The sequence below is a fragment of the Natrinema zhouii genome (assembly GCF_013456555.2).
GTDB lineage: Archaea > Halobacteriota > Halobacteria > Halobacteriales > Natrialbaceae > Natrinema > Natrinema zhouii.
Genome location: NZ_CP084882.1, coordinates 423,198 through 438,673 on the forward strand (window position 1 = coordinate 423,198; position 15,476 = coordinate 438,673).

Here is a 15,476-nt window from a genome sequence, read left to right on the forward strand (position 1 = left end):
TTAAGGTAGCCGTTCGGACTGCATTTGGTCGTACAACCAGTCTGCCGCGTCGCCAAGGTTAGAGCCGGCCCACGCTCCAGACAGTTTCGCGACTAACAGTTTGTCATTCGGATCGAGGTATTCATGGAGATTGTCGCGGATATCTGACGCACTGACGCTTGTTTTGACGATGTACGTCGAATCAAGGTGGCCCCACCACGTACCGTAGTCTTCGATCGCATCTGTGAGATCGTCGTAGTTCTGTCCGGGATCCTGCAGGTCGTATCCGATTACGTAACAGTTCGACACACTATCTCGTTACGGCCGGTCGCGAATAAGGGTTCCCGTGCCGGAGTGAAAGTGAGCGAATCGCCGTACTCAGAACCGATACCCCACTGCTTCGTCAATCGTCTTCCCGTGTTCGGCGGCCAGATCCTGTGCCCGTGTCCACTCCCGGCGAGCCCGTTCGGGGTCGCGATCGCGGAGGGCGTCGTGATACTCGACAAGCGCAGTAATCAGAAGGGTGTTGTTTTCAAGTCGACGGGCATGCATTACAGTCCGGGCCAATGACCGACGGGATAACCGCTTCGGCCGATCGTTAGCAGTAGATCATAGCGCGATTTCTTTATTCAGAACGATCCGGGAAATCCATGGTGAGTACAGGAGGTGGTGATCAATCGGAACTGTTTTAACACCCTATCAAATTTAAGTAGTTTAGCGGAGTCAGGAATTTTTAACGTATGGGGAGGGTCGAAATCTTCTCGCTGTCTGAGACCGATGCGGAAACGCATATGCGGCTATGACCACTGGCGATAAAGGAATACTCCCAATTGGGACTCGAAATAGTTGCAGATGCGGCGGGACATCGTTCTCCCACGTAGACAAAGAAGATTTTGAAGAAGCTACTGACGGTGACTGATCAGTAAGTACACGTAGTTACCGTTCGGTACAGGTGAAGCAGTTATCCAACTCATTTCTCGAACTCATCACTCTGGTAATCGAGATGATCTAATCGAGGACCGAATAGTTCACGGATAAGGACCAGCAAGGGATTGGTCGTTCCTTCACCGACCATTGCGATTTCCGTTTTCGTCCCATCAGCATCTTCGTCCTACAGACCAACGACGACTTTCGCCTGATCGGCGACAATCAGCCGACTTACTTTGGGACAACTCGGCTGTTCATACATCCAGTCCATCCGGTGGTCCCATATCGTCGCTTCTGGAAGGCGATCCTGAAAGAACTTCCGAACCTCTGGGCTTTTCGTCCCGGTATGTAACTCAACTCCTCGTTCAATGGCTCTCTCCGCATGGGGAGACATTCCTCGTCGAAAAGTTCGTCGGAACTGTAAATCAGAAACAGTTCATCCTTAGCTTCATCGGTCAACTTCCAACCGTAGTCGTACACGTCTTTGCGCCCCTCAAGTCGCCCAACGGTACTATCGTCTGGTCTGCGTTCCTATCCAGACCGTGAGAGCAGTTCGTCGAGTACGTCTATGTCCCTCCACCCGGCGTCACTTCTCAAGTAGTTCTCGTCAGTGACGATGCTTTCATCACAGTCGTATTTGATGAATCCTGCTTCGTCAAGTCGAGGGAGGTGATTATGATGGAGCGAGATGACCGTCTGCTCAATGTTCCCTTCGTCCTCCAAAACAAGTTGTTCAGCAATCTCGGTCACAGAAAGTCCGTGTGACGCATCCGTAAGAACGGTCAAAACTGCTCGGTTAGTGGTATCTGCAAGTAGCTGAATGAGTTCTTCGTCCTGCGAATCCATTACTGATAAATATCCCCGGGGGATAATAAGAATAAGGTATCGGTTCACATACACAATTACCGAATTTTTATCCGTCAATTTTCGTTGAAGGATATACCTCTCCAATGATTAATAAGCACACGTAATTGCCGTTTAGGGGAATGAACTACTTACCGGCCGTTTTAACAGCCACGAGAGACCAGAGTCTGGTGAGAAATGAACTGGCCTAATCTATTGTTGGCAGTACTAATCCTACTCCTATTAGCGGTCTTTCTGATAGGGACTATCCTAGCCGGTTCGACCTCCGGAATGTGGTAAGTAGTTATCGAACTGCATGTATAGTTGGTTTTATCTGCTGGGACCGATCCAATAAACAACTGTGTGAGGACATCCAACTTTGACCAGAGGAGGATAGACGGTAAGTGGGTACACGTAGTTATCGAATCTCCTGGCTCGGTTTTAAGCAGTATTTTGAATAAAGAAATCGTGCTACTATCTACGGTTACCATGCTCGAAACTCTCGAAACACTCTCCTACAACGCTGTGCTGGCCGTAATCCTCGCAGCCATCGTCCGTACCTACCTCCAGACCAACGAGGCCCCATCGAGGAAGCCCGCCAGCTGTACGCCGAGGGAACAATCGACAAACCCGAACACAAGTGTCGGCTCGGCGAGGCCGTTGACGACCGGCACGACCAGATTCACCTGATCTACGTTAGAGGAAATCTCTGACGAGGATCGCGAATCTCCGATTCGCTCACCGTTGAAGATATCAACGGCGTCGGGCCAAAGACGAGTAAGGCGATCACGAGGGGTTTCGATAATTTAGACGACCTTCGGGCGAGCGAGCGCAAGCGGTTAGAAAACGTGTATGAGGTTGAGGCCGAGACGGCCGGGGCTGTTCTTGGAAGGATTCAATGACCGTTATGTGGGTGCCGATAGACTGTAGTCTGGGATACGGTCTCCCGCGGCTCTTCTACTGCTTCAGATAATAATTATTAATAATATAATATTAGGAATATGGCTATCTCGGAGTGGGAGTGAGGCGACTGTGGATGTTCTCAGCCGGGTACAGTAGCCGCGGCCGTCATAGACTCATGATATGCTTTCCACGGTTACAGTCGGGCGGTACAAGCACGGGGAATTCGCGCTTGTACTCGCCACGGGCCGCGGACAGTACCAAGGGCCTGGATTCGCAGTGATTCAGTGCAGCACTCGCCATGAGACGTGTGCCGTGTCAGTTCGCTGTGTGATCTGCCCCTAGATGTTCTCGGGTGGGACGCGAGTACCAGTAGGGCAGACCGTATGAGTGTGAGACAGCGACACGAATAGCTGTTTGCCTGTCTAATTCAGGGAGGCGACGCTGTCACCGAAATTGGGACCGAATAGCAAACCATGATAGTCGGTCCGTCACACATGCAGTTGAAAGCCAAACGGTCATCTGCACTGGGCAGGTTCGTACTGAACGTATGTCACTCTCCACCGCAGTCCGGCGGTGGTTATCAACCGACGACAATATAGTCTACGAATGTCGAGATTGCGGGACAACACTTGAACTCACTACGTCGGAGTGTCCTGTCTGCGGGTCACGTGAAATCGCCGAATACGACGCTGAAGAATATGATGCATAACAGTACGTCATCGCCTATTCGTCGGCCAGACTACTCTCAGACCTCGTCGATCAACTCAGTGACGAGAAGGACCTCAAGCTCCGCCTCGTATTTCACGTCGACGTTTGGAACAAAACAACCCGGACCATCGCTAAAGCTATCTCAGAGATTTCTAAAGCGACCTCAAAAGCGATCGTCTGCGAGCACGCGAGTCTGGCTGACCTGCGGGGGAGCGGTTAGAAGGCGTGTATAGGGTTGGGAAGAGACGGCAGGGGTTGTGCGTGAGCGGGTTCTAGAATGATGGTCTCGAGAATTAGACATCGCTAGTGAATGGCCGATAGAGGTCGGGTTACTTCTGTTTAGACGATGGAGAATGTCTCATGGCCTCGTGCGAGCGTGAGGAGTGTCCCAACAAAGCCACGCATGTGGTGATTTACAATCCTGTGGGTGATGAGCGATCGACCAAGTACTACTGCGAGACTCACGCGAAGGTGGCCGCCGACGAAGCGGTAAATGATAGTGCGGGCGATCTCTTCCTCGGTCCTGTGCCGTTTGAATGATCGTTCGGTTGTGGAACTGTCGCTGACAGATTCACTCGTTTTCAAACACGCCCGTATTGTCTTCGCCCAGCTCGCTCGCTTCGATGTGCGAGTACATTTCAGAGGTCGTTTTCGGATCGGCGTGCCGGAGTGTCCGTTGAGCGCGTTGCGCGCCGTGTTCCTTATACAGCGTCTCGCCGACACCACAACGAGCGCCGTGGAGGGTCAGATACTCGCCGTCCTCGATGCACCTGCACTGACTTGCAAGGCACTCTCTAGGTAACGTACGCGGTTATCGGTGGGTGGAGATCGGCAGCTGCACAGTTGGTCCTGAGAACAGGAGTATTACCCCGTTCCGTCTCCCAGTAGCTGACACCGAGATCGTAGTCGTCGTATATCCGGTCGAGCATCGCGAGCGCCGACTGAAACTGGGCGTAGTTCTTACACATATACTCGATCGTCTCTGTTCTCGGGATCATCGGATAGCCTTCGACGCGCTCAATTTCGAGTGACGGTTGTGGATCGAGGACGACCTGTAACGATCCTGCTAGCTCGTCTTGGGGCAGCCGTTCGGATGTGATGGGAAGGTTGAACGACTCGAAAAAGGCCTCCCAGGTGTCGACGTTCTGCTCACGAACGGCAAGGAACAGCGGATAGTCGTCGGGATCATGACCGACTTGGTAGCTGCCCTGTGTCCACACATAGACGGCGTCGATCCGTGTGAACGCGAACGGCCAGTTTCCGAACTGGGGGATGACGTAGGCCTCTTCGATGAATGGTGGACTGGTGCCGGCGCTGGCAGCGACGATCTCACGTGCTGCGTCTCTTACGCGGTTGTCGACGACTGAGAGGCCGTCGTCATAACGGGGTGGCGCGTCAGCGGCGTAGCCGTGACGCGCCGTTCATCGCCACGCCACGGGATGCACGAGAGCACTATCGCAAGTGCTTCGGCATCGAATCAGGCTACCGATTAGCCAGCAGAGCCTTGCTCTCACCAGTTCTCGGGATGCCGGGCTTTGGTTATTGCTGTTTGTCGTGAATCTGTTGCTGCAGAACGTCTGGCGATACCTCCACTGGATGTACGTAGCGGCACCCCGCCGTGGGGGCGCCGCCTCTGGGAGTCGTCGTTCACGGAGCTCTATGAGATGGTGATTCGTACTGTCTGGACAGCCCTCGGTGTGCACAAAGCTGTCCCAGCGAGTCAACCACTTGACGACCAGTTCTTCCGGTAGCTGTCCCTGAATTGGGGCACGCTCGGGAGTGGTAACACTGTCACGTCGGTGGCGATCGCCGCCGACAGCGACTGACCGACGTCAGACATCTCCATCGTTCTAATGGCTATCCAGACATCATAGACGTAGATTCAGTGTCTACTGGAGGAGATCGTGAGTCTCTCGATGTGATCGACTGAGTCTATACCCACGGTGGCGCACGCAGGTCACGCATTGATTCGATGCTGTACTCCGGGGTTATCGTTTCTACTGTCTTCTTCTTGCGTGCCAGCCAGACAGCCGTTACGCCTGCGGCCTGCGCACCAACGACGTCCGACCGCAGCGAGTTCCCGATGTGTACCGCTTCGTCAGGAGTCGCCGAAAGAGTGTCGAGTGTCCGGTAAAACGGGTTGGGATCGGGTTTCACACTGCGGCCCGGTTCGGCGTACGTCGTAACATCGAAGTATTCGTGGATACCTAGCGTGTCGAGCTTCGCGCGCTGGTACATCCGGTCCCCGTTGGTCACGAGACCAAGACGGTAGTTCGAGGCAAGTTGCTCGAGGGAAGCCTCGGCGCCTGGAAGAAACTCTACTGCAGTAGGTTCAGGATCCTCGAATGCGTTGGCAACAGCCAGTGCATCCCTCGGGTCGCGGTTGGCATCCTCTGCGAGACGCTTGAAGCAGCGCTCGCGAAGATCGGGTGTTGAGTCCGCATCAATTTCTGGAATTAGGCTCTCGAACGCAGTGGCATCAAAGAACGGGTCCACACTCGCCGCATCAAAGGCATCCTGCAGCAGATCTTGGGTAGTTTGGGGGTGTTTACAAATGGTGTCATCGAGGTCCAACAGTACAGTCGAGATACCCATTGTTGTTGATCAATTGAGATCGACTACGGAAAAGCATTTTCTACGCTCTCGCAACCACGAGATACTCCCTGTGGAATACATCGCCGCCGCGCTCACTTATTCCGTCCAAAGTTTCGGGTGATGTATGTGGTAGTCATGTAGTGAGAAAACTAAATAGGGGTTCATGTGATTGGTGCAGTTATGTTACGCCACCGTTGGCACCGTCTAGTGTTACTTCAGCTGTGAACTGATCAGCCGATCTCGGTTACGGCATCGTTGTCCTGCGTACCGGTTGAGGTTTGAAGCGACACTAGTTAGCGCGGTTTGAGAAGTGAGCAGGTCGTAGAGTTGGTTTGGAATGATGTTCTCAGACCTGCTCAGCGAGAGCTACGCGGCGGAATTTGATGAATGTTGGGAGCGTGAGCGGACGGCGACGCCCGTCAGGGTGTTCGCCGTCCGGCTCCACGCGACCGATTGTTCGCTTCGGGAGACACAAGCGGTTCTTTACTCACTCGGCGTTGAACGCTCTCATCAAGCGATCCACTGGGTACATCGGCTAGCTGACAGCGTTCCAGGCCCGGCGGCGGCGCAGCCGTCGCGAGTCGCTATTGATGAAACCGCTGTCAAGGTCAACGGTAACTGGTCTTGGGTATACGATGCAATAGACCTAGACTCGAAGCTCATTCTTGCTGTCGCAGTGTTCGGACGACGAGGCACCGATCCAGCCGCTGCGTTCCTGCATCGATTGACCGTGAAACATGTCTAACAGGGCACAATATTCTACTTTCACAGCGCGGAGACATACAATTCTCCGTGGAAAGAAGTCAAATGCAGCATCGTTGAATACTCACGTGAGATGGATGACCTCACCGGTTTCCAACGAGATCTCCTGTACGTGATCGCAGGTGACGACCGCCCGTCCGGACAAGATGTCAAGGAGGAGATAGAGGGAAACTATGAAAGCGAGATTAATCATGGCCGGCTATACCCAAACCTCGATACGCTTGTCAACAAGGAGTTGGTTGAGAAGGGCGAACTCGACCGACGGACGAACTATTATGCGATCAGCGACGCAGGAGAGCAAGCGATCCAGGATAGACGAGAGTGGGAAGATCAGTACGTCGAGTTGTAGTGCATCCTATATTCGTTCGTTCGAGAATGTTGGAGGTTCCGACTATTTTGTCAATGAGAAGGCTTATACTGGGAAAATTGAGTCTACCACTGTATGCCAAGTGGGAGAATTATGGCAAATATTGTTACAGTAATCGGTCGTGGAGTGCCATCCAACTACGAAATTAGCGTCGATGGTGATATCGAACCAGTTGAGACTGACTCGTTCGAGAAACCCACAGTAGTCTCGAAACATGCTGTCGAGGGGACGATCGAAACCGGAGTCCAACGGTTCCGGTTTTCTGGAGAACTGGCGAACGTGCATGTTCTCGATTGGAACGGAACCGCTGCATCCGAATCACCGAGCACACCGGAAGTCCACATCGATTACGGCGTACCCAACCGAAAGAACACCAGCTAGTAAATCCTACGGAGTTATATAGGAAAGCGCTTGCAGCTCGAGCGGTGGACCCATCTGCACGGTCTGGTTGTTCCCAGTAGATCCTGTTGCTGTGAGCGCAGCTGCTAATCGCAGCCACGGACCAACTCGCTGGTGATTGAGTAATCGCTGGGGGTTCGGCGGCCAGAACAGTACGCTGCCAAGTGGGTCGTCGGGATCACTGTATCGCTCTGGCGGGAGGATTGTCTCGAGCAATGCGTCAGCGGCGTCGAGGAGTGTCTGGTTCTCCTTGAGGACAGTTGGAACAAGCGAATCGCGGCGCTCGGAAGTAGTCTGGAACGATAGAGCTAGGCGGTATCCAGTCTCATCAACCCGGATGAGATCGAACGCCTCGAGCCAGTTGCGATAGTTACGGATGGTCCGTGCTGAGACGCCCGCTCGGTCGGCAAGGGCACGCTGTGACAGGCGGCTTTCGGCTGTGAGAAGCGTCTGAACGATTCGGCCAACTGTCGGTAGAAGATCGGCGAGCAACTGCTTGGGTTCGAGTGTTCCCAACGCGTAGCGGAGTTCGTCCGGCTGGAGCTCGCGGCTCTCGTCTTCGCCGGCGAGTTGCTGGAGTGCTCGAGCAGCAGCGTACGGTGAGCTGACTAACGCCTGTAGTAACGAGATACTGTCTCGAGTTGGTCGGGGGTTCTTGGCCTGCAGGATCCGCATCGCAGCCATCGCATAACCCGTTCGATCGACCGCCGAGAGGGTAGACGCTGGGCTCCTCCAGTTGGTCGACCTCGTCGAGGATGACGACCGTTCGCGGGCCGTCATGCTGTAGGCGGTCGACGAGTTCGTCGTGAGGCGTCGATTGTCGGGTGTCGATGGTGGCGCCGAGGTCGTCGAGGATCTGGTAGAGCGTCCGGAATCGGGTATAGTTGCGCCAGTAGTTGACGTAGGTGGTCTCGACGTCGAGAACCTCTTCTCAGAGTTGTTCAGTGACGAACTTCGAGATTCAGATCTTACCGGTGCCGCTGAGTCCGGTGACTATAGCCGTGTCGGCAGGCTCACCGTTCGTGATGGACTCGAGGACGCTAGAGAGGTTCTGGTTGACTTCGGCAGTCGCTATCCAACGAACGGTCTATTTCGCACTGAGGACATCTGTCGAAATGTGAGGTAGCGCCGTCTAACTTTCTGTACAATTATCTCAGTGTAGCAGAAGACCTATTGTGAGTTGACAGGAAGAATCTTGCAGTGTTATGCCTCAAATGAAAGACCATCTGGAGCGACTAAAGGACTTCTTTGAAACGGATGAGGTGATACCCACTGTTTCTGCCTTGCTCATCGCCCTACTATTCGTGTTCTTCTCCGACATGGGGTACCGTTTGATCGAGATGGGCACGATGCTTCTCTTCTATGCAGTGCTAGTCCGAATGTGGACTGCGATGACACCGAGTGATTCTGACTTGCTACAAGGACCTTTTTCACACGGGTTTTTTCTCTTCATAAGTTTAGGAGCGGTCGCGATGGGCTTGATGATCGAACAGTGGATTGCATCAATCTCCGGTTCCATCCTTCCTGCTCAGTTCTTAGCACTCGCTATTCTCGTTAGCCGAGTGTATCTAAATTTCCGTGACTCCAGAAACTTCTTGGAAGCAGTTCTTTGGGAGAATCTCTATGAGCGTTACGTCGTTTTGATACCGTGTCTGTTCGTTATCTTGATGCCGATCTTAACCCACCAACTCGAGATATCGACTCTGCTATTCTTCAATATTAGATTCCTTGTCTCACACACCACCGCTTCTTTCCTATCACTAACTTCTCTGGGTCTCGGGCTCGGAGTCGTGATCTACTTCTACATTGAAGAATACCAGTAACACTTAATTCAGTGATTAATACACTACAGCTCCTTCATTGAGTTCGACCGGATTTTCATATCCTGACTGAACCCGTGCTGTATAGTTATCATCTTTTGACACCCATTCCCTATACATGATGGAGGATTTACTTTCAATCTACAGTGCCAGTTCAGTATAACCACTAAATTGTATAACACGATCTCGTAAGAGAGTGCATCAATTGCTTATTGATTAAATGACTCCCGGACGTCGGCTATCAAAGAAGACACGACGACAGCGACCCGCGTCTAACAGCTGGATGAACTCCAAACACGACTCCAGGGTCAATCACTACCCGAAATCGGAAAATAAGGGACACAGGCGCTGTATCCTACAGATGTGTTGACTCAGAACCGTGCAGAATCTGGATGGGCCCTGACAGAGCTCCCCCACGATTTGGAGTTATCTCTATCCGTGGGTAACTTACGGCGCCGGTGGATTCGCTGTGGCCTGCACTCCGCAGGCCTCAAGTTCGCGAATTCGCTGTGCGTTGCGTGCAGCCTCGAGAACGGACGTTCGGATCGCGACTGCAACCCGATGTTTGCACGCACCTTGGTGGTGTTCGTCTGCTGGACACGGACAGCTGTGCGGCAAGCCGTCCTCGATCGTCACTAGGTACTCATGATCCTCGGGCTTTGCATGGCTGGCGTTGCGAACGAGGACACCCTGCACGACAAGTTCGAACTCGAAGGCTTCGTACTGGGCGCGTCGGAGCGTCCGCTGGGTCGGTTCAAGTCGCTCGAGCGGATGTGCTGATGATGATGATGTAGACATGGTCAGGTGTAACTACCGTTAAACTGGTCGATCGTCTCGAGTTACGCGCTCTCGAAGTCGGAGCAGATTAGTTGAACGCCAAGATCACAGGCAGTTTCACAGCTCTGGGTCGGAACAAGCCCGAACTTTCCGTAGAAGTCACAGCTCGTGTTAGTGTGCTCAGGCGCATCGAATACGCCGAAGCGGGAATTCCCGACGGTCGAATCGGACTCTGTAGTGAACTCAACGGCGAGTAGATTCATGATCCGGCTGGCAGTTTGCATCGTCTTTGATCCCTCTACCCCTGTCACGGAGCGAACAACTCCACCGGCTGTGCGTTCGTTTCGAGACTGTTGGCTTAGACGATCGACTTTGGTCGCGACGAGAGGGCGACCTCACCGTTCTCTCGCTCGTCGTCCGTCAGCAGGTCGTATTATCCTCAAGGCCACTGCAGAGTGACGAGCCCGACGCACTGTCGATCCTGGCCGATCTCACTGGATATCCCCGAGAGCGATTCGAATACACGGACAAGATACGCGACCGCTCGGGGATGGAACCAACGCCGATCGTCGACTGGGAACAGGAGGGTGCGTGGGACGATCTCGACGCGAGTGAGCTAGAAGACGATCCAGACGATGAAGACTGACAAATCTGGTATCGTCTAAATCTCCTCTCATAGCCGTTTCCCATGCTGTTTTCGACACTCTTATGCCCTGATAGAACACCGAACAAATATGTACGATTTAACGGGCTTCCAGCGTGACCTGCTGTACACGATCGCCGGCCAGGATGAACCACATGGACTCGCACTCAAAGAGGAACTCGAGCAGTACTACGAGAAGGAAATCCATCACGGCCGACTCTACCCGAATCTGGACGAACTCGTCGACAAGGGCCTCGTCGAGAAAGGCGAAGCTGATCGACGGACGAACGTCTATACGCTCACGGCTCGTGGCCGCCGCGAGATCGAGGCACGTCGCGAGTGGGAAGACCAGTACGGGGGCGAGCTCCTATCAGAGTAGCAGACGATCGACACAATGGCCAACAGACGGCTCCTAACCCGCGTCTATACCATAATTTCGAGTTCTTTCAACACGATCTCCCGAACCTCGTAGACGGGTTCGTACTCCGACTCGGATTTCACGATCAACTCATAGCGCTCGAGTTTCGGGAGCCACCCACGCAGCGTTCGATCGTGGACTGGGTTGGCCGCGCGCTCACAATACGCTTCATACACTCTACTGCTTGTCGCGGGATGGGTATTCGCCATGACCTCGAGTACGAGTCGCTGTTCACGAGATAGATCTGAGAGTCGGGAGCAAACCACGGCCTGGTCCGCGTCGGGTTTTGAGTCGTCGCTCACAGCCCATGTGACTCGGTCGGCCGAGCCGTTTGCGGTAGTCCGGACGCTATGAGAGAGCAACGCGATCGTGTCGCGAGCATCTAAATCCGAACATCGGGCAATGTACTCGAGCTCGCTGCCACCGATCACGCTGGGTTCGACGCCGACGCTCACGCGTTTTCTCGAGAATCGGGTGACCGAACACGCGGAGAAAGCGACACTCACGCTTCGAGAGAATCGGGTGACCGAACACGCGGAGAAAGCGACACTCACGCTTCGAGAGAATCGAAATCAGAACTATCTCAAGGGACTGACGGCGTTGATTGACGACGTGGCCGGTGTCGGCCTTCGAAGGGGATATCGTCGTATCGGCGGATGCGGCGCGGAGTCTGGGGATGATTCGGTAGTGGGCGGTGTTTCTCACGCACGTGGTATAGGCCCATCTATCGATCTGTTCCCGAGGCGGCACATCGGCTGTAATCGGACGTACCCGAGCCGTCGGTATTCGACTTCGAGAGTTATATTCGCGAGATGGTTCGTGATGAGTTAGACGACTAGAGTTATCGCACTCGAGTTGTAACCGTCGCGTGGGATAATACGGTCTTACGGCGGGCCGGCAACACCGAACCTCTACGCATTGGCGCGCTGGCCCGACGGCCAGCACCGTTGTATTCGAAGCTCAGAATATCGGCAGTGGATTCTGGTCGGTTAACGTGCTGGTCTACTGCAACACTTTACCCACACACAATGCCGTGCCAGACCAATCCAATATGGGTGTTCCACAGCACCATCCCAAATAAATAAAATTATTGGATTGTCATTTTTCCAGAAATAGCTCGCGAAGAACAGGCTTGGCCTTTCAAATAGGGACAACTATGATATGTTCTACTCTCATCCGATATACAGGCCCTTAGCTCAGTCTGGTTAGAGCGCTCGGCTCATAACACGATCGGACCCATTAGATCGTGTGAGACACCGAGTGGTCGATGGTTCGAATCCGTCAGAGTCGACCAGCATCCGCACGAACGCACTGCACGTGGTGTTGTTCCACCCTCGAGAGGGGTGGAGGGTATCACAGATGTTACGAGTAGACGCGACGGCAGCACAGACAGCGGAAACGCCCGATAACGAGCAGTCAACCGACTACACGACGCCGCTTTCACGGCGGTTCCTCGCGACTGCCAGTGGGCCGGTCACTCGGATCACTGACCATAGTGACGAGACAACCGAGCGTGTTCGCGCCGACATCTTAATCGAGTACTCGATCGAGACGCTCGAAGAGTTCGCCACGTTCTGGAGGTTCCGCGATTACCGCAGCTGGAAGCGAGCGGCTCTCGAGGCTCTCCTCGAGAGACAGGAACCCGACGCTGTGACGTACGCCGTCAACGAGGATGACCTCGAAGAGTGGGACGTCACGGTCGACGGACGTGTTGAGGGATTTACGGGACTCGTCGAGACAATGGCCGACTACACAGGACGAGATCCTTCTTGTCGAGATGCAATCCCTCATCGGATTGCAGCTCGGATCAACGGCTTCACCGATGGTCGCCAGACGACTGACGACGTTCTCACGGAGTTTGCTGACAAACTGCACCGAGCAGAGCTGTGGGGGCTTGGAGCGTACCTTGCGCTCCTGAATGTCAGACACGCCCACCACGAGCCGATTGAACAGCAGGCTGCAACGCTCGCTCGCACTCTCAGTGACGACGAGGTGAGCCGATGAGCGAACAGTCGATCAAACTTGGTGACGTCTGCTTGGATCTCGCACAGGGGCGGCCAGTCCACGTGATCGCAGACACTGGCCAGACAGTCGCCGAGTGGTCTGAAGTAAACAACTACAATCTGCTCGATAATTACGGCAACTCGCGATTCGATACAGCCGAAGACGATCGCGTGTTCGATGTCGTCTACTGTTCAAATCTAAAGTCCAGGCCCTCGAAAACCTACGCATATCCGGAGTCGCGGCTTGGCCGCATCGAGAGCGAGGCAGCCGATGCTGGCCGTCAGATCTCCGATCGTGTGGTTGTCACTGTTCTTGAAGAGCTGTTCGAACGAGCAGCCATGGACGACGATGGAGCCGTGACCGTCCTCGAGCGCTATGCCACCGACGTGGGTTATGCGGACGAGGCCGCTGAAGCGCGTGAACTGGCCGAGATCGATCAGATCGTCGGAGGTGAGGCGTGATGGTGGCCGATCTGCTGACATACGTCGACGAGAGTAACGCACCTGAGGACACGCTCACCGAGTCGCAAGTGTGGGCGCTTCGCCAGGGCGTGCAGGCGGCGATCGATTGCGGTGACGAGCGTCTCTCACTTCCGTCGAGAGCACTCTCACCAGATCGATGGCATCATTGGGGAGGTTGGCGTCTCTGTCTGGCTCCACGACAGCGGCGTCCTCGTCCTCCAGAAGAATGGGAACACGATCGTGACCGATATCTCGATGCTCGAGCACGTTTCGCTGGTACTGGCTGGTGCCCACGCTAGGATTGGTCGCGTGACGCGGGTCGGTCCAGAGAGAGGTGACAAGTGATGACGATCGTCGACACACCGAGGTTTGCATCAAATTAGATGTGTTTCTAGTAGTTATCGGTCATTCGATTTGCCAAATCTGGATCTCCCAATTTGGATGATCAGCCGTTGCTTGGATTCGGAGGCTCCCTTCTATCTCGACATCGTTGGTTGCTGCTTCTTCTAAGACCCCTTGGAGAGAGGAACGAAGCGATTCGGTGTCATCAATTGACTGTTTCTTTGTCATGAGGTGTGTTACAGGTCGACTGTACTGCTGCTCTATGTTCCTCCTAACTGAGTGACGTGAATGTAGTTGGCGGTCACTGCAACGCGATACGTTGTATAGGTGAATTCCAGATACACGTCGTCTTGATCTCCCTCATCACTGGAGTGGTGGTGAAAGAGAGTGTTCAGGGCATCAGGGTCGATATATTCGTAGAGCGGATCTAACTCAATCGGATCACGATTTGATGCCTCCGCAACAGCAGCGATGACTGTTTGGCTGACGGGGTCATCCTCACTGCACGAATACTTGACAGGGGAATCTGTGCTTGACATCTATTTCCTATTGAGCACTCCATACGTGTGAGTCTCCGTAGTCAGTATCTACGTGTTTAAGTGGCATCTCGTTCAGACGATGATTGATCAGTGATAACGTCGGTGTCTGAACGGACCGTCTGTTCAATGAGTGTGTCTAGTGCTCGTCGCAGTCGCCGCCCAAGTGCAGACGACGAAACATCGAACTCATCGGCCAACTCTTCGAGCGTGACGCAGCGTGGATTGCTAAAGTAGCCACGTTCATGTGCTCGAACGAGCACTTCGTACTGTGCAGGAGTCAATTCGAACCGTTCAGCCGGGTCATCAGGCTCTTCCTGATAGAGACGGTGAAGGTGAAACGGAATTCCTTCCTCTTTGCAGGTTTCACGATATGTTTTTAGCGCCTCCAGAGTGGGGATGCGAGCACGAATGTGAGACTCCTCAGGTGAGATTGTAAGATCGAGATAAACAATATCATGCATAGCCGCTTTTGGATACAATAACTCCTCTACAGCGTCCTCAGTGTATGTCACACGATATAAGCGTCGGTCACCGAGTTCAGTGAGACAGGTATACTCTTTGGTAGTGGGATCAGCTTGGAGCGCTGATTCGAAGGTGTCGAAATCGTCACCAGAAGCCCAGAAGACGTGTTTTCCCTCCCCCGATTGCGTCATATGTATGTCTTCAGTATGAAGCACCATCTCTGGGGCTACTCTGGCTTCTTTTATGAGCGGAGAGACGATGCTGAACTCGGCGATCAGGCTCATTTGTCACCTCTCGGGTATGGATCGCATGACGTGGGCGCTTTGATCACGCCATAGAAAGGGGGCGACAACTCCTGTCTACGTCTCCTCCATTCAGTATCAACTGACTGCATTAGGTTCTCACTCAACAGATGTGCTTTTTTCATACGGACTTCTGACGGGGTGCATCACACCAGAGGTATTGAATCCCCATTGATCCCATTAGCTGGATTACGGAACCATAACTAATAGCGTGTCACCACCGCA

The 15,476-nt window shown here is 53.7% G+C and carries 19 protein-coding genes, 1 tRNA gene and 5 pseudogenes; 13 read left to right on the plus strand and 12 right to left on the minus strand.

Annotated elements, in window-relative coordinates:
- The 3 genes from HYG81_RS39710 to HYG81_RS45590 all read right to left on the minus strand — a co-directional run bounded on the left by HYG81_RS39710 (position 1) and on the right by HYG81_RS45590 (position 1,752).
- On the minus strand, positions 1 to 288 hold the full coding sequence (locus HYG81_RS39710) for a hypothetical protein (RefSeq protein WP_226777653.1): 288 nt from the start codon (positions 286 to 288) through the stop codon (positions 1 to 3).
- A 69-nt stretch (positions 289 to 357) separates the two neighbouring features.
- Positions 358 to 531 carry a hypothetical protein gene (locus tag HYG81_RS39715; RefSeq protein ID WP_226777654.1) on the minus strand — a complete coding sequence of 58 codons (174 nt, stop codon included), beginning with the start codon at positions 529 to 531 and terminating at the stop codon, positions 358 to 360.
- 906 nt (positions 532 to 1,437) lie between these two features.
- On the minus strand, positions 1,438 to 1,752 hold the full coding sequence (locus HYG81_RS45590; RefSeq protein WP_340674441.1) for a DUF7344 domain-containing protein: 315 nt from the start codon (positions 1,750 to 1,752) through the stop codon (positions 1,438 to 1,440).
- A gap of 360 nt (positions 1,753 to 2,112) precedes the next feature.
- Between HYG81_RS45590 and HYG81_RS39725 the strand changes: the two genes are divergently transcribed.
- The 3 genes from HYG81_RS39725 to HYG81_RS39735 all read left to right on the plus strand — a co-directional run bounded on the left by HYG81_RS39725 (position 2,113) and on the right by HYG81_RS39735 (position 3,900).
- Positions 2,113 to 2,439, plus strand: a complete 327-nt coding sequence (locus HYG81_RS39725; protein ID WP_226777655.1) for a hypothetical protein — start codon at positions 2,113 to 2,115, stop codon at positions 2,437 to 2,439.
- A 95-nt stretch (positions 2,440 to 2,534) separates the two neighbouring features.
- A complete protein-coding gene (locus HYG81_RS45870) occupies positions 2,535 to 2,651 on the plus strand; it encodes a hypothetical protein (RefSeq protein ID WP_425607562.1) in 117 nt (38 codons plus the stop codon).
- A gap of 1,069 nt (positions 2,652 to 3,720) precedes the next feature.
- Positions 3,721 to 3,900 (plus strand): hypothetical protein, encoded by a 180-nt coding sequence (locus HYG81_RS39735; protein ID WP_226777656.1) that lies wholly within the window; start codon positions 3,721 to 3,723, stop codon positions 3,898 to 3,900.
- 31 nt (positions 3,901 to 3,931) lie between these two features.
- On the opposite strand, the pseudogene HYG81_RS39740 reads toward HYG81_RS39735, so the two are convergent.
- Positions 3,932 to 4,126 (minus strand): annotated as a pseudogene (locus tag HYG81_RS39740) (integrase); the annotation flags it as partial.
- A gap of 103 nt (positions 4,127 to 4,229) precedes the next feature.
- A pseudogene (locus tag HYG81_RS39745) lies at positions 4,230 to 4,742 on the minus strand (RNA polymerase subunit sigma-70); the annotation flags it as partial.
- Between HYG81_RS39745 and HYG81_RS39750 the strand changes: the two are divergent.
- A pseudogene (locus tag HYG81_RS39750) lies at positions 4,742 to 5,111 on the plus strand (ISH3 family transposase); the annotation flags it as partial. The pseudogenes HYG81_RS39745 and HYG81_RS39750 sit on opposite strands and share 1 nt — an antisense overlap.
- A gap of 181 nt (positions 5,112 to 5,292) precedes the next feature.
- Here HYG81_RS39750 and HYG81_RS39755 read toward each other — a convergent pair.
- Positions 5,293 to 5,955: an HAD family hydrolase gene (locus HYG81_RS39755; protein WP_226777657.1), complete on the minus strand. Its 663-nt coding sequence runs from the start codon at positions 5,953 to 5,955 to the stop codon at positions 5,293 to 5,295.
- A gap of 337 nt (positions 5,956 to 6,292) precedes the next feature.
- On the opposite strand from HYG81_RS39755, the pseudogene HYG81_RS39760 reads away from it, so the two are divergent.
- From HYG81_RS39760 to HYG81_RS39770, 3 genes and pseudogenes are all read left to right on the plus strand, one after another.
- Positions 6,293 to 6,694: pseudogene (locus tag HYG81_RS39760) on the plus strand (DDE-type integrase/transposase/recombinase); the annotation flags it as partial.
- 96 nt (positions 6,695 to 6,790) lie between these two features.
- Positions 6,791 to 7,066 carry a PadR family transcriptional regulator gene (locus HYG81_RS39765; protein ID WP_226777658.1) on the plus strand — a complete coding sequence of 92 codons (276 nt, stop codon included), beginning with the start codon at positions 6,791 to 6,793 and terminating at the stop codon, positions 7,064 to 7,066.
- Positions 7,067 to 7,159: 93 nt separating this feature from the next.
- Positions 7,160 to 7,465, plus strand: a complete 306-nt coding sequence (locus tag HYG81_RS39770) for a hypothetical protein (RefSeq protein ID WP_226777659.1) — start codon at positions 7,160 to 7,162, stop codon at positions 7,463 to 7,465.
- Positions 7,466 to 7,471: 6 nt separating this feature from the next.
- On the opposite strand, the gene HYG81_RS39775 is transcribed toward HYG81_RS39770, so the two are convergent.
- Together HYG81_RS39775 and HYG81_RS39780 are read right to left on the minus strand one after the other, a co-directional pair.
- Entirely contained in the window at positions 7,472 to 8,167 is a 696-nt protein-coding gene (locus HYG81_RS39775; protein WP_226777660.1) for an HTH domain-containing protein, read from the minus strand.
- Between the two features lie 34 nt (positions 8,168 to 8,201).
- Positions 8,202 to 8,549 (minus strand): annotated as a pseudogene (locus HYG81_RS39780) (AAA family ATPase); the annotation flags it as partial.
- Between the two features lie 148 nt (positions 8,550 to 8,697).
- Here HYG81_RS39780 and HYG81_RS39785 point away from each other — a divergent pair.
- Positions 8,698 to 9,306, plus strand: coding sequence for a hypothetical protein (locus HYG81_RS39785; protein WP_226777661.1), 609 nt, complete (start codon positions 8,698 to 8,700; stop codon positions 9,304 to 9,306).
- A 444-nt stretch (positions 9,307 to 9,750) separates the two neighbouring features.
- Here the strand turns inward: HYG81_RS39785 and HYG81_RS39790 are convergent, their stop codons facing one another.
- Entirely contained in the window at positions 9,751 to 10,101 is a 351-nt protein-coding gene (locus HYG81_RS39790) for an SWIM zinc finger family protein (protein WP_226777662.1), read from the minus strand.
- A gap of 713 nt (positions 10,102 to 10,814) precedes the next feature.
- Between HYG81_RS39790 and HYG81_RS39795 the strand changes: the two genes are divergently transcribed.
- On the plus strand, positions 10,815 to 11,102 hold the full coding sequence (locus HYG81_RS39795) for a PadR family transcriptional regulator (RefSeq protein WP_226777663.1): 288 nt from the start codon (positions 10,815 to 10,817) through the stop codon (positions 11,100 to 11,102).
- Positions 11,103 to 11,146: 44 nt separating this feature from the next.
- Here the strand turns inward: HYG81_RS39795 and HYG81_RS39800 are convergent, their stop codons facing one another.
- A complete protein-coding gene (locus tag HYG81_RS39800; RefSeq protein ID WP_226777664.1) occupies positions 11,147 to 11,596 on the minus strand; it encodes a Cdc6/Cdc18 family protein in 450 nt (149 codons plus the stop codon).
- Positions 11,597 to 12,326: 730 nt separating this feature from the next.
- Here HYG81_RS39800 and HYG81_RS39805 point away from each other — a divergent pair.
- The 4 genes from HYG81_RS39805 (at position 12,327) to HYG81_RS39820 (ending at position 13,951) form a co-directional block, all read left to right on the plus strand.
- Positions 12,327 to 12,435 (plus strand) — tRNA-Ile (locus HYG81_RS39805).
- 65 nt (positions 12,436 to 12,500) lie between these two features.
- Positions 12,501 to 13,145 carry a hypothetical protein gene (locus HYG81_RS39810; RefSeq protein ID WP_226777665.1) on the plus strand — a complete coding sequence of 215 codons (645 nt, stop codon included), beginning with the start codon at positions 12,501 to 12,503 and terminating at the stop codon, positions 13,143 to 13,145.
- Entirely contained in the window at positions 13,142 to 13,606 is a 465-nt protein-coding gene (locus HYG81_RS39815; RefSeq protein ID WP_226777666.1) for a hypothetical protein, read from the plus strand. Before HYG81_RS39810 ends, HYG81_RS39815 begins: the two co-directional genes overlap by 4 nt.
- Before the next feature lie 111 nt (positions 13,607 to 13,717).
- Positions 13,718 to 13,951 (plus strand): hypothetical protein, encoded by a 234-nt coding sequence (locus HYG81_RS39820; RefSeq protein ID WP_226777667.1) that lies wholly within the window; start codon positions 13,718 to 13,720, stop codon positions 13,949 to 13,951.
- Between the two features lie 257 nt (positions 13,952 to 14,208).
- On the opposite strand, the gene ddfA is transcribed toward HYG81_RS39820, so the two are convergent.
- Together ddfA and HYG81_RS39830 are read right to left on the minus strand one after the other, a co-directional pair.
- Positions 14,209 to 14,487 (minus strand): DdfA family disk-determining factor, encoded by a 279-nt coding sequence (gene ddfA, locus HYG81_RS39825; protein ID WP_226777668.1) that lies wholly within the window; start codon positions 14,485 to 14,487, stop codon positions 14,209 to 14,211.
- A 56-nt stretch (positions 14,488 to 14,543) separates the two neighbouring features.
- Entirely contained in the window at positions 14,544 to 15,233 is a 690-nt protein-coding gene (locus HYG81_RS39830) for a helix-turn-helix domain-containing protein (protein WP_226777669.1), read from the minus strand.
- Between the last annotated feature and the right edge of the window lie 243 nt (positions 15,234 to 15,476).

Excerpts from the sequence above, each read along its gene's own strand:
- HYG81_RS39715 (WP_226777654.1), bottom strand. The coding sequence starts at position 531 with ATGCATGCCCGTCGACTTGAAAACAACACCCTTCTGATTACTGCGCTT.
- HYG81_RS45590 (WP_340674441.1), bottom strand. The coding sequence starts at position 1,752 with ATGGATTCGCAGGACGAAGAACTCATTCAGCTACTTGCAGATACCACT.
- HYG81_RS39735 (WP_226777656.1), top strand. The coding sequence starts at position 3,721 with ATGGCCTCGTGCGAGCGTGAGGAGTGTCCCAACAAAGCCACGCATGTG.
- HYG81_RS39755 (WP_226777657.1), bottom strand. The coding sequence starts at position 5,955 with ATGGGTATCTCGACTGTACTGTTGGACCTCGATGACACCATTTGTAAA.
- HYG81_RS39765 (WP_226777658.1), top strand. The coding sequence starts at position 6,791 with ATGGATGACCTCACCGGTTTCCAACGAGATCTCCTGTACGTGATCGCA.
- HYG81_RS39770 (WP_226777659.1), top strand. The coding sequence starts at position 7,160 with ATGCCAAGTGGGAGAATTATGGCAAATATTGTTACAGTAATCGGTCGT.
- HYG81_RS39775 (WP_226777660.1), bottom strand. The coding sequence starts at position 8,167 with ATGGCTGCGATGCGGATCCTGCAGGCCAAGAACCCCCGACCAACTCGA.
- HYG81_RS39785 (WP_226777661.1), top strand. The coding sequence starts at position 8,698 with ATGAAAGACCATCTGGAGCGACTAAAGGACTTCTTTGAAACGGATGAG.
- HYG81_RS39790 (WP_226777662.1), bottom strand. The coding sequence starts at position 10,101 with ATGTCTACATCATCATCATCAGCACATCCGCTCGAGCGACTTGAACCG.
- HYG81_RS39795 (WP_226777663.1), top strand. The coding sequence starts at position 10,815 with ATGTACGATTTAACGGGCTTCCAGCGTGACCTGCTGTACACGATCGCC.
- HYG81_RS39810 (WP_226777665.1), top strand. The coding sequence starts at position 12,501 with ATGTTACGAGTAGACGCGACGGCAGCACAGACAGCGGAAACGCCCGAT.
- HYG81_RS39815 (WP_226777666.1), top strand. The coding sequence starts at position 13,142 with ATGAGCGAACAGTCGATCAAACTTGGTGACGTCTGCTTGGATCTCGCA.
- ddfA (WP_226777668.1), bottom strand. The coding sequence starts at position 14,487 with ATGTCAAGCACAGATTCCCCTGTCAAGTATTCGTGCAGTGAGGATGAC.
- HYG81_RS39830 (WP_226777669.1), bottom strand. The coding sequence starts at position 15,233 with ATGAGCCTGATCGCCGAGTTCAGCATCGTCTCTCCGCTCATAAAAGAA.